The organism is Buttiauxella cochleicola (assembly GCF_021282435.1).
Lineage (GTDB): Bacteria > Pseudomonadota > Gammaproteobacteria > Enterobacterales > Enterobacteriaceae > Buttiauxella > Buttiauxella massiliensis.
Genome location: NZ_JAJSOT010000002.1, coordinates 336,385 through 349,486 on the forward strand (window position 1 = coordinate 336,385; position 13,102 = coordinate 349,486).

Below are 13,102 nucleotides of genomic sequence, written 5' to 3' on the forward strand. Positions count from 1 at the left end.
TTTTGTAGATCACATTATTATATTGAATTAATAACCTGTGAATGCGCTAGGCATTTTGATTTGAAATAACCAGTACAACATCTTCCACACAGCCGATTTTTATTTCACTGGTTCTATTTATTTTACTCTTGTCGATAAGCAATAAAGATTGTGCTGCGCGCTTCATGAGTAATGATTTAAATTCCGCATTGTAAGCATTGGAATCCCATAGCACGCCATCCTTATCAACTCCCTCACAAGAGAAAAGAAACAGGTCGATATCCAGTTCTTTAAGTTGGGAAATAATTGCAGGATTGACGTAACAAGCATATTTACGTTGTAGCAAGCCACCGGAACTAATGAGCTGTATATTTTTCCATTTTGCCAGTTCCTGGCAAATACGCACACTATTGGTAAAAACAGTGATATCAATATCCGGGAGTTGTTTTGCCAGATACCAACATGTTGAACTCGCGTCGAGCGCGATGGTCATTCCAGCACTAATCCACGGTAGTGTCTGGCGCGCAATATCGGCCTTGCTGGCAAAATGGCTTTTGAGGCGAGCGCTAAATGGGTCTCCACTGTCATGAGTGTCGCGCTTGATGCTCTTAGCTCGCCCATGCTGGCGAATGATTTTCCCCTGCGTCTGTAAAGCATTCAGATCACGACGGATGGTTTCTTTACTGACCTTTAATAGCTCGGCGAGATCTTCAGTTGTCAGGGTTTCATGTTGTCGAATGAGTTCTACTATAGCCGCATGACGCACCGTTTTCACAAGCCCTCTCCTCTACCTGAAACAACCATGCGCCGGTGGCGCATGGCAAAACAAGGAGTCTGAGACTACGGCGTAACCCCTTTCTTTAACAGAATATTCCCGTATTTAGCGGTCTCACCTGTGATGACGATCGCAAATGCCTGCTGCGCTCGTTCATAGAATGCAAAGCGATCAATACGGCTGACCTTATGTTGCGGCTTTTCACCAAATAAAGCCTGCAAATACCGGGTTTCAACACATGGATCTAATTCATCGCCTTCAACTGCCGCCATCATGACGAGCGGGGGGGCGTAACTATCGAGTTCAAATAACGGAATAATTGCGGCCAGTAACTCGCTCACTTTTAAACCATCGGCGCGGATAACATTCGGGCCCATGCTATGGGCAGGAAAATGCGCATCTGAAAAAATGATTTCATCGCCGTGACCCATTTCGGCCAATGTTTTAAGTAGCTGAGGAGAAATTAATGGAGATATGGTTTTTAACATCGTTAAACCTCTTCGAATATTTCGGAGCACTGGCAAGCGAGGTCTTGATATTGCGCGCTTTGCTTGCCTGGATAATAAGACTGGTAGCGATAGTTAACTTGCTGACGTGCTTGTTCTGGTGAGGTGTAAAAGTTGACACCACTCCAGGCAAACATTGCCGCTCCCAGAACGGTGGTTTCCGCATCTTGTAATACTTTGATAGGTAGATTGAGGACATCCGCTTTAATTTGGTTCCACAGTGGGTTTCGGCTCCCTCCCCCAACCAGCAGCAACTCTTGAGCTTTAAAACCGCCGATATCTTCCAGCACTAACAAGTTTTGCTGTAGCTGCCATGAAAGACTCTCTAACGCTGAGCGATAGAAATGACCGCGTTCTGTATGTAGATGCACACCACTCCAGCCTGCCTGCTCGCGCCTGTCGAGAAGTTGGCAGTTCATACGTAAACCTTCAGAACCTGGTGGGATCGTTTTGGCTTCAGCGATCATCTGCTCATATACAGCAGGCAATGTGCCATCCGGCCAATACAGCTTACGAACCCATTCCAGAACACCGGAGGCCAGCCATTGCAAACCGGGATTAAACAGGCCAGAACAGCTATCAAGCTCGCATGTTGAACCTACAAAACGTGGCAGCAATGAGGTGTTAACCTGCGGGGTGCGTACCATCAGGATTTCCCAGGTTCCAGATGAAAGCACTGGTTGATCTAAACCCGCGCCAGAACCAAACAACGCAAACTGGGTATCATGCCCGGCTGAAATAACCGCTGTTCCTGCTGGTATTCCAAGGCGTTGTGCCATATGAGGTAAGAGATTGCCGATATGCTCGCCTGCGGCGACAAGACGTGGAAACAGCTCTATTGGCAGGCCGGTACGCTGAAAAATAGTCTTGCTGAAGATTTCCTGCCGAACATCTAATAATTGGCTGGTTCCTGCCATCGTGCGGTCGGTCGTGAATTCGCCCGTTAGCCGCTGATTAATCAATGAAGAGATAAATAGCCAGGCGTGCGCTTTTTCCAGCAACTCAGGGCGGTTTTCTTTTAGCCAGATAAGTTTATATAAGGTGTTAAAGCTGAATTGACCGATACCCGAAATAGTTTGTAGCTCACCGGGGGTAATGTAGCGGTCAATTTTTTCCATAATTTCTGACGTGCGGGGGCATTTCCAACTAATTATCGGATAAATGAGCTCCCCTTGAGCATCCACCAGCGCGCCATCCACACCAAATGTTGTGACACTCAACGCGTGAATTTTATCGCCTTTGAGCTGCGGAATAATTTGCATACAGCAGTCGGAAAAGCGCTGCAAAATGTCATCGAGCGACCAAATGTGCCATTGGTCATTTTCTTCAGCAGCAAGACTTACATTGGGTAAAGCCGCTTTAGCGACCACATTGCCTTGCGAATCCACGGCAATGGCACGGATGTTAGTGGCGCCACAGTCCAGAACAATCACCACATCACGATTCATGATGCTTCCTTTGATAAGTATAAATGTGCCCCCCTCAAACAAAGGGAGGCGACAAAGGGGCCTGGTTATAAGCAGCCCCCTGGAGCATTATTTTTTATACAGTGGCCCGTAGTTTTGGCAGGCGCGATAGTCCTGGCCTTCCACATCCATACCATGAGCACCCCATGAAGATGGGCGATAAATGTCACCGTCCTCCACGTTATGCATACACACTGGAATGCGCAGCATTGACGCAAGGGTAATAAGGTCAGCACCCACATGCCCAATAGTCAGCACACCGTGATTAGCGCCCCAATTTGCCATCACAGAGTAAACATCAGTGAATGGGCCTTTGCCTGTCAGGCGTGGGGCAAACCATGTGGTTGGCCATGTTTCATTAGTGCGTTTATCCAGAATGTCATGCACATCTTTTGGCAGCTCAACGCTCCAGCCTTCCGCAATCTGCAAGACCGGCCCAATGCCCTTAATAATATTGATACGGGACATCGTGAATGCCACGCCACCGCGAGTGAGGAAGCGTGATGAATAACCGCCGCCACGGAAATATTCATGGATGGCCGGGCACCATTCGGTAGCTTGCAGGCAGTCATCAGCCTCTTTCTTGCTGATTTTCCAATGCGGCTTCATGGTTGGCTTGCCCTGCTCATCAAGCTGGCGACATGAACCATCAAGTGCTGCAGAACCGGAGTTAATTAAATGGATAATTCCTTGCTCAGCATGCCCGGTCAAATCGGTACCGGTTACGCGTTTCACCGCTTCTGGGGACCAGTATGTACGCACGTCAGCGAATACCTGGGCCGTACCCGTGAGCATATGCCCAAACAACATTGCCACACCGTTCAGACTGTCATTTTCGGTCGCAAGCACATACGGCTTGCGCACCCCATTCCAGTCAAAGGAGCTATTTAACAAGGCTTCAGCGGTATCACCATTCGGGTATTGATCCGTCCAGTGACGTTGCCCCTGGAAACCGGCGGCGATGGCGTTATAACCAAGGGATTCTTCAACAAAACCTTTTTGTGCCAGCGCAGGATTGCCCTGCATCATGTCGCGGATACACATCGCCATCAGCAAGCTTTCACGCAATACCTGGCGGCTGCTTTCAGGGGAACGGCGGTATTGTTCCGCGTTAAGATCCGGCCCGAAACGGAAGTTTTTATCGGCCCAGGCCAGTGCCAGCTCTAGTTCCTGTTCATCATAAATTTTCTGATCAATACGACGACGTAGCTCGGTCATATCAACAGACTGCACCTTCATACCCAGCCAGGATTCAAAGAAATTGTGGTCCACAATGGAACCTGCAATCCCCATTGAAACGCCACCCAGAGACATATAGCTTTTGCCTTTAATACTCGCCACAGCCAGGCCTGCCCGGGCAAAACGCAGCAGTTTTTCTTGTACATCCGCAGGAATAGATTCATCGCCGCCATCTTGTACGTCATGGCCATAGATTGAGAACGCGGGGATCCCTTTTTGGCTGTGGGCAGCTAACGCCGCGGCCAGATAAACTGCGCCAGGACGCTCTGTACCATTGAACCCCCAGATAGCTTTCGGGCGGAACGGGTCCATATCGATGGTTTCACTGCCATAACACCAGCAAGGCGTCACAGTAATGGTAAGGCCAACATTCTGTTTACTGAATTTGTCGTCACAAGCTGCTGACTCTGCCATTCCGGCGATGCAGCCATCAGCGATAATGCATTCAACCGGTGAACCACAGGCATGGTGAAGTTGTTCGCTCAGCAGTGCTGCCGTGGCTTTCGCCATATTCATGGTCTGCTCTTCCAGTGATTCACGTACCCCCATACGGCGACCATCAATCACAGGGCGAATACCAATTTTTGGTAAATTTTTAGACTGGTGTTGGCTGTTCATTTTATTCCTCAAATTAATCAGTAAATTGCACTTATTAAGGTTGAATTGCTTAAGCCGTTACACGCGGCATTACGTTTGATCTGAATTTGGCGAAAATGAAAATAATGGCGAAGCACAGCGCGGGGATGATTTCAGCAGCCGGGATATTGCCCGCCGCATCACTGACGAACCCCATAATCGGGGTGACAATCCCGCCACCGACAATAGTCATCACGATAATTGATGAACCATATTTGGTATCCTGGCCCAGTCCCTTGATGCCTAAGGAGAAAATCGTTGGATATTGAATGGACATAAACATGCTGCATAAAGTCAGCGCTATCAGGCCAAGATGCCCGCCCAGCACGGCTGAGATGATGCATAACAACATGGAAACGAAGGCATAGATGGCCAAAACTTTAAAAGGTGCATAGCGGCGGATTAACCATGTGCCGCTGAAGCGTCCGATGAAGAAACAGACCATGGTGGCGGTAAGATAGTTGGCGGCAAACCCTGGCGTAGTCCCCGGCAGCTCTTCGATAGCGTAACGAATCAAGTAACTCCAACAGGCTGTTTGTGCGCCGACGTAGCAAAACTGAGCTAATACAGCCCAACGCCAGTGACGAATACGCAGCAGGCGAGATATAGAAGCCATGACTGAACCAGCTTCTTTACTTTCGTCATGGGAATCACTTTGAATCGAAGGAAACTTGGTCAACGCAATTAATAGCGCCACAACTAATACGACCGCTACGATTATCATGTAGGGAGACTGAACGGCGAGCACCAGGCTGTGGTTATAAGCACCAAGCTGGTCAGGCGTCATACTCTTTAATACTTCATCTGATTGATGAGGAACATGGGAAAGAATAAGGCCCTGACCAAATACTACGGCAACAATGGCTCCGAAAGAGTTAAAGGTTTGAGCTAAGTTAATTCTAAAATGCCCTGACTCTTCAGGCCCTAACACAGTAACAAACGGGTTAGCTGCGGTCTCCAGGCAACCAAGCCCTGCTGCTATAATAAACAAACCAATTAAAAACAATGAATAACTCATTCCTTCCGCAGCAGGCCAAAATAAAGCCGCCCCAATGGCATACAATAACAACCCAGTAATAATACCGGCTTTATAACTCATCTTCTTCATCAATATCCCGGCAGGGATAGGAATAAGGAAGTAGCCAAAATAAAATGAAGACTGAATAAGCCCAGCCTGGAAATTTGTTAATGTAAAAGCCTGTTGGAATTGCGGTAGTAAAATATCGTTAAGATTGTTCGCTACAGCCCACAGGAAAAAGAGTGAACATAATAATGCAAAAGGAATGGCGTAGTTCCCTTTGCGCTCATTGCTGGCAACGCAGTAGCTCTCTGACTGAATTGAAACTTGTCCCATAGCACCCTCGTTAAATATTAAGTACATCTGCTTTTATTTCCGCAGCAACATAATCAATACAGTCAGCCAATTTCTAATCTGACAATCATGCGGCTTGTGCGGTAAGTGCAGCTATTCTTAAAACAAAAAACGCTTAAAAATATGAGTTCAGTCACATTAAGCATTATTGGCAGGTGAAGTGTGAGCATGATCACTTCAGTAAAAGAATTAATATGCCCGTTTCCGTCATGCATTGAATAAAAAACACAACATGCATGCCCGATTGGTTTTATTTATTTTAAAACGGGCACTTTTAGATATTTAACGACATAAATTGTCATAAATTGCCCGTTTAAATTCACTTGAGATAAAACGGACATTTTTACTATTTCCACAATTGCGTTATTGAATCTAAATAAGCCATTTAACTTGATGAAGATCACACTTTCTGAACTGGCAACTTCTTAATAACTCTTGCTGGATAAAGATAAAAATCACATTCCCCATTCATGTTTATTTTTTATTCAATAAGTTTAGAGAGGCAATAAAATGGAAAGAGATTTACTCGCACGTGAAATCATTCACACCTGTCTGGAAATGACTCGCCTGGGTCTAAATCAGGGAACCGCTGGCAACGTCAGCGTGCGTTACCGGGATGGGTTACTCATCACCCCCACTGGCATTCCTTATGAAAATCTCACAGAGGAGCAGATTGTTTATATCGATGCCGACGGTAAACATGAAGAGGGAAAGGTTCCTTCCAGCGAGTGGCGCTTTCATCAGGTAGCTTATGAGACGCGCCCAGATGCCAATGCTGTCGTGCATAACCACGCGGTGAATTGCACCGCGATATCCATTCTTAACCGCCCAATTCCGGCCATTCATTACATGATTGCCGCAGCAGGCGGAAGCACCATTCCTTGTGCACCTTATGCCACCTTTGGCACCAAAAAACTTTCTGAACACGTTGCGGTAGCGCTTAAAAACCGTAAAGCCACGCTTTTGCAGCATCACGGCATGATCGCTTGTGAAACGAACTTACAGAAGGCTCTTTGGTTGGCTCATGAGGTTGAAGTTTTAGCGAAGCTCTATCTTTCAACTCTGCCAATCACTGATTCCGTCCCGGTCTTGCCTGATGAAGAAATCGCCATTGTGCTTGAGAAATTTAAAAGCTACGGCCTGCGTGTTGAAGAATAAACCCGCCAGAAATTCATTTCTAAGCAAGGATTTTCATAATGACCAAAAGAATGATTTTGAATGAAACGTCATGGTTTGGGCGTGGTGCTATCAATGAATTAGTGCCTGAAGTTATGCGCCGGGGTTATGGCAAAGCACTGATAGTGACCGATGCCCAACTGGTTGCCTGTGGCGTGGTCGAAAAAGTGACATCAAAACTGGATGCTGCTGGGCTTCATTACCAGGTTTTTGATGCCGTTACACCTAATCCAACCATCAAAGTAGTGCAGCAAGGGTTAGCGGCTTTTCAGCAAAGTGGCGCCAATTATCTGATTGCTATTGGTGGAGGATCTCCACAGGATACCTGCAAAGCCATTGGCATCATCAGCGCCAATCCAGAATTTGAAGATGTACGTAGTTTAGAAGGCATGGCGCCTACACACAGCCCAAGCGTGCCGATTTTGGCGATTCCAACCACAGCAGGTACTGCGGCAGAAGTGACCGTCAACTACGTCATCACCGATGAAGAAAATCGCCGCAAATTTGTCTGCATCGATCCTCACGATATCCCGCTGGCCGCTTTTATTGATGCTGACATGATGGACGGAATGCCCCCCTCATTAAAAGCAGCGACCGGGGTTGATGCGCTAACCCATGCCATCGAAGGCTATATCACTCTTGGCGCCTGGGAGCTCACTGATGCTTTGCATCTTAAAGCCATTGAAATTATTGCATCTTCTCTGCGTGATTCGGTTGCAGGCAAAGCAGAAGCCGTTGAGAAAATGGCATTAGGGCAATATGTGGCGGGAATGGGATTCTCAAACGTGGGGTTAGGGTTGGTTCACGGAATGGCACACCCGTTAGGTGCGTTTTACAACACACCTCATGGCGTCGCTAATGCAATTTTGCTACCGCACGTGATGCGCTACAACGCAGAATTTACGGGTGAGAAGTATCGTCATATTGCGCAGGCAATGGGCTTTGAAGTGACTCACGCAACTCTTGAACATGCGCGAGAGGCGGCAATTCAGGCAGTAGAATCTCTTAATCGTGATGTTGGTATTCCCGCGACATTAAGAGAAGTTGGGATGCGTAAAGAAGATATTCAGGAGCTGGCGCAGGCAGCGTTTGACGACGTGTGCACGGGAGGAAATCCTCGTGAAGCGAAGATTGAAGAGATTGCCGAGTTATATTTAAAAGCACTATAAACCCTAAATAATTCAAGTTGTGGAACAAAAGGCTTTGGCCTTTTGAACAGTGCTTGCGCTGGCCCGCGAAGGGGCTAAGGCGAACAGCCAACGCATCAACAATTTGAAGTATGACGGGGATAAATTGCCTGAATAACAACCACGTTTCTAAATATCAGGGGCTGCCGAATAACACGCGGCCCCTGATGATCTTAATTTATCGCGTTAATTTCAAAGATTGCCGCCGAACGATTAGGCATAGATATCCGCATCTCCCCACGCGTTCCATCCCAGTGAGGCTCATGAGTGATGGTGGTTGGGTAACCTTGCTTAATCACAACCTCTTTTGCCGCCAGTTCGCTAATAGGTAACACACAAACAGCCTGTTCCCCTTCACGACGCCACACCGCCAGCAGTCGTTTTCCACCTGGTGCGATCAGCCCTAAAGCCACCCACTCATCCGAGAAGCGGGACAAACCGAGCGGCCAGAAAGGCAGTGCGTATTTAATGTCATCACGCAGCGTTTTATAGAAACTGATTGCCTCCTGCACCAGGTTAAAATTAGCCTCAGAAAGTTCAGCTAAATGCCCACTCTGATGTATGCGTAGCAACATCGCCGATACCTGATTAAAGATGACTTCCTGCTCATCACCATCGCGCATTGGATACGACCAAATAGCCGCCTGTTCAGGGGTAACTGCCGTTGGCGCATTGGCAGCAATCGTGGCGTATTTCAGATAATCTTCCTGGTCGCTGGTCGACTGAATTGAACAGCGGCTTAACAACGCGTAATCCATGCGTAACCCACCACTACCGCAGTTTTCAATTATCAGTTGTGGATGGCGGGCGAACACATCATCCAACCAGCTCAGATAAGCGCGATTGTGTTTCAGCAACCCATCACCAAAGCTGTCAGCTCCTTGCTCGGTACCAATTCCTGGCTCGATGTTGTAATCCATTTTGATGTAACCAACGCCATAAATATCCACCAGACGATTAATCACCTCATTGGCATGTGCAATAACCGCCGGGTTTGTGAAGTCGAGTTGATAGCGGCTTCGATCAAAGACCCTTTTCCCGTGGCGCATGAAGAACCAGCTATCATCAGTCTCCGCCAGTTTTGGCGACTTCACGCCCATGACTTCTAACTCTAACCACAATCCCGGGGTCATTCCTTTATCGCGAATATAGCTAATGACGAACTCAATACCTTCCGGGAAACGTTCTACGGACGGCAACCATTGGCCAACGCCGTTCCACCACTCACCTTTGTCATACCAGCCACAGTCAATACAGAAATATTCCGCACCAGCCGCAGCCGCAGCATCAATTAACGGTAATAATTTTTCGGTGGTCGGATCGCCAAACAGACAATTCATATAATCATTGAAAATAACGCCGAGTTTCTGGTTATCCTCGTTAATCCGACGAATGCGACGGCGATACTGCGTCAATACGCCCATTGCATGGTCAAAACCTTGAGCAGTCACCCCAATAGCAACAGGAACGGAGGTAAACGATTCGCCAGAGTTTAATTGCTTAAACCAGTGACTATAAAATTCGTTAGGCCCACCTAGTTGCAAATACAAGTGATCGGCCTGGTCACCTATTTCCCAGTGCCAGGATCCATTGTTTTCAATTTGCCAGAATAGTCCCGTGTTGTTATGACTATCATGCAAATAAGCCATTGGTAAATATTCTTTAGTGGACCATGCGCCGGTATTAGTAAAGTGCATTGGTTTTGACGAACGCTGCAATCCTTTTTGAATACACGGCGTAAAACCTAACTCATCAAAACTATATTTTCGCCATTGTAATTCTCTCGTCCAGCTATTGTGCGGAATGTGGAGTGAGAAATTCTTCTCCCACTCTGGAGAACTATCTTTTTCTATACCATTAAGGACAAAGCTTGATAAATACTCTAATGTTTGCGGGATGCTTCCTTTATTGGTAATAACCGTCCAGCTACGAATAATTGATAGCTCACTGTAAAATTGATAATGCACCTCAACGCTGATTTCACTGGCTGTATCTGTCAGTAAAAAAATAAGCTTGCGCCCTTGATCATTATGGTTATCACTAAAGGAATCGAACTGTAATGTATATCCCGGCGCTGTTGCTGTAAAACCTGCACCGTGACGTTCCAGTGGCTTATCAAGCCCGGACAAATTCACTTCCACCAGATTAAAGCGCGACTGAGCATCACTATTATCAGTAATGTTTTCTGGGTTAAAAAATTCAGTCGAAAAGTGTAATAAACGGGCGCGCTCCGCCAAGTCGAAAACCATAATAATACCGTTTTCGACGATAGTTAATAAGTCAGACATGAAAACCTCAATATAAATTAGTGTGCAGGAATAAGTGGCTGAACCCGTTTATGCGATAAAGTGAATACTGATATAACCGTAAATATCAGAGCGACAAGACCAAGGATAGTGTAAGACTCTTTAAAGCCCAGCACGTCATACATACCGCCAATAGTCGTGCTCATAAATATTTGGCTAAACTGTTTTGCAAACTGGAAGCCGATTAAATAGACCGTGGCAGATAATTTCCAGTCGAAGTTAGCAGAAATATATTTCAGGGTGGCAATAATAAGAATTGAACTTTCAAAACCATGCAAAAGTTTCATGGTTGAGATCAATACTGGTCCCGTTGCCATTGCGCTACCAATAATACGGAAAGTCATAATAAATCCGCAGTATAGTAAGGCATTTTTCGGGCCAATTCGGTTAACGATGGCTGGCGCAAAGAACATTGTCATGGCATCAAGGAAAATCTGCGCGGTATATAAATAACCAAAGACTTCAGCGCCACGCGCTTTGCTTTCAAAGAACGTGCTGTAGTAAACCGCAAATTGCTGATCATATGTTTCATAAACAGCACCGACACCCACCATATACAACACCAGAAACCAGAATCTTTTGGTGCACAGCAGATCGAAAATATCGCTCTTATTCACCTTCGCACGTTCAGAACTGACGTTACCAAGGAAATTTTTCCCCGGGCGAAACACCAGCAAGATCAACGCAAGACAAACACCTGCTGCGCTGGCCATAATAAAGATGTAATCCGGGTTGACGACAAATAATTTACCGGAGAGAAACGTACCTACGGCGGCACCAATCCCCCCCCACATACGCGCACGGCCAAATTCAAATCCATCGAGACGTGAAACTTTATCAATATAGGCTTCACAGACCCCGCAACCACATCCGAAAGCAAGGCCGATAAAGATACCGCCGGCGGCCGCTCCAGCAATTGCACTGACTTTCAGTAGTGGTGCAAAGACCCAAATCCACCACGGTGCGAATGCAATCATCAGGATGACCAGCATCCACATCAGATGTTTTCGAAAATGTAGTTTATCGGCAAGAATGCCAAATATCGGTTGGAAGACGACGGCGACGGTAGCAATGCAGGTATAGACCATACCAACTTCAGCAGAGTTGATACCGATTCTTTCAGTAAGCCATAAAGATAAATAGGGAAAGCAAGACCCCCAGCAGATAAAGAAGAACAGAAACCATAAGCTTGATAAAAGGTAGTTCTGTTTTTGTATCCCGTTTCCTGACGAAGACATAGACACCTCATTATTTTTTAGTAAACAAACCAAGGCCACCTTAGTGATTAAAATTAACCCTGCAAAGATCACTGTTTCTTGAAGCGTGACAAGCATCACACCCTCTGTTTTTTGAAGCCATTTAATGTGATCTACGCAATAAAAAAACAACAAAAGATATTGTGATATTCCTTAGGCACTCATAAATCAGTCATGGAAATGCTATTTTTAGTAATCAAAAAAAATAACACTGAAAAACATGTTGAGGAAAAATATGAAAAGATTAGGTCTGGATATTGGCGGAACCAAAATTGAAGCGGTGGTGCTTGATGAGCAAGGTAACGTTGTTTACCGTCAGCGGTACCCTACCTGTAAGGAAAACTATCCGGCTTTCCTGAACAGCATCAGTGGAATCATTCAGGAGGCAGAAAAGCATGTTTCGGAAACTCTTAGTATTGGCATCGGTTTACCCGGCACACCGGATCCGCAAACCCATCTGATCAAAAATTCGAATATTCAGATTATTAATAAACAACATTTTGTTATTGATATTACTGAATTAATTGGCAAACCTGTTGCTGTAGCAAATGATGCAAACTGCTTTGCCCTTTCCGAAGCTATCGATGGGAGTGGTGCGGGTTTTCATTCTGTGTTTGGTGTAATTCTGGGAACAGGCTGCGGAGGAGGTTTAGTCGTTGGGCAGCACTTACTGACTGGGCCAAATGCCTGTAGTGGAGAATGGGGCCACAACCCCCTGCCTCATTACAATCCGCAACGTGATGGCATTACATCTCGCTGCTACTGTGGTCAGGATAATTGTCTCGAATCATTTATTTCTGGTACCGGCCTTGAACGTCAATACCATCAAAATTATAGTAAACATGGTAAAGTCCCTGACATAATTTCTCTTGTCAGAGCTAACGATGTTACGGCGATGCAATGTTGGGACAACTTTCTTGATCAAGTTGCCCGGGCATTAGCCAGTGTGGTGAATTTGTTGGACCCTGATGTCATCGTTATTGGTGGCGGGGTATCAAATATTGCCGAGCTTTACACATCGTTACAGCAACGTATGGCAAAGTATGTATTTGGCAACAGCTGTTGCACCCCGCTGATTGCGGCGAAATACGGTGACAGCAGTGGTGTAAGAGGTGCTGCGTGGCTTGGCCATCAAAAGATTAACCAAGCTTTTCAACGCAACAAGGAAGATGCGAATGAACGCTACGGTGCATCAGGAAATTAA

10 protein-coding genes are annotated in these 13,102 nt (G+C 46.2%); 3 read left to right on the plus strand and 7 right to left on the minus strand.

The features are described from left to right. Positions 1-46: 46 nt before the first annotated feature. The 5 genes from fucR to fucP all read right to left on the minus strand — a co-directional run bounded on the left by fucR (position 47) and on the right by fucP (position 5,982). A complete protein-coding gene (gene fucR, locus LVQ77_RS07360) occupies positions 47-754 on the minus strand; it encodes an L-fucose operon activator (protein ID WP_151994880.1) in 708 nt (235 codons plus the stop codon). Positions 755-819: 65 nt separating this feature from the next. Then, entirely contained in the window at positions 820-1,242 is a 423-nt protein-coding gene (fucU, locus tag LVQ77_RS07365; protein WP_151994879.1) for an L-fucose mutarotase, read from the minus strand. Between the two features lie 2 nt (positions 1,243-1,244). Next, entirely contained in the window at positions 1,245-2,708 is a 1,464-nt protein-coding gene (fucK, locus tag LVQ77_RS07370; protein ID WP_232904079.1) for an L-fuculokinase, read from the minus strand. Positions 2,709-2,795: 87 nt separating this feature from the next. Next, a complete protein-coding gene (gene fucI, locus LVQ77_RS07375; protein WP_232864228.1) occupies positions 2,796-4,583 on the minus strand; it encodes an L-fucose isomerase in 1,788 nt (595 codons plus the stop codon). Between the two features lie 49 nt (positions 4,584-4,632). Continuing rightward, positions 4,633-5,982 carry an L-fucose:H+ symporter permease gene (gene fucP, locus LVQ77_RS07380; RefSeq protein WP_255666839.1) on the minus strand — a complete coding sequence of 450 codons (1,350 nt, stop codon included), beginning with the start codon at positions 5,980-5,982 and terminating at the stop codon, positions 4,633-4,635. Positions 5,983-6,483: 501 nt separating this feature from the next. On the opposite strand from fucP, the gene fucA reads away from it, so the two are divergent. Then, a complete protein-coding gene (gene fucA / locus LVQ77_RS07385) occupies positions 6,484-7,131 on the plus strand; it encodes an L-fuculose-phosphate aldolase (protein WP_232904081.1) in 648 nt (215 codons plus the stop codon). A 38-nt stretch (positions 7,132-7,169) separates the two neighbouring features. Then, positions 7,170-8,318, plus strand: coding sequence for a lactaldehyde reductase (gene fucO, locus LVQ77_RS07390; RefSeq protein WP_151994874.1), 1,149 nt, complete (start codon positions 7,170-7,172; stop codon positions 8,316-8,318). 191 nt (positions 8,319-8,509) lie between these two features. Here fucO and LVQ77_RS07395 read toward each other — a convergent pair whose 3' ends face one another. Together LVQ77_RS07395 and LVQ77_RS07400 are read right to left on the minus strand one after the other, a co-directional pair. Continuing rightward, positions 8,510-10,624 carry a glycoside hydrolase family 36 protein gene (locus tag LVQ77_RS07395; RefSeq protein ID WP_232864225.1) on the minus strand — a complete coding sequence of 705 codons (2,115 nt, stop codon included), beginning with the start codon at positions 10,622-10,624 and terminating at the stop codon, positions 8,510-8,512. 17 nt (positions 10,625-10,641) lie between these two features. After that, positions 10,642-11,880, minus strand: a complete 1,239-nt coding sequence (locus LVQ77_RS07400) for an oligosaccharide MFS transporter (protein ID WP_232904219.1) — start codon at positions 11,878-11,880, stop codon at positions 10,642-10,644. Positions 11,881-12,133: 253 nt separating this feature from the next. On the opposite strand from LVQ77_RS07400, the gene LVQ77_RS07405 reads away from it, so the two are divergent. Then, positions 12,134-13,102 (plus strand): ROK family protein, encoded by a 969-nt coding sequence (locus LVQ77_RS07405; protein WP_232864291.1) that lies wholly within the window; start codon positions 12,134-12,136, stop codon positions 13,100-13,102.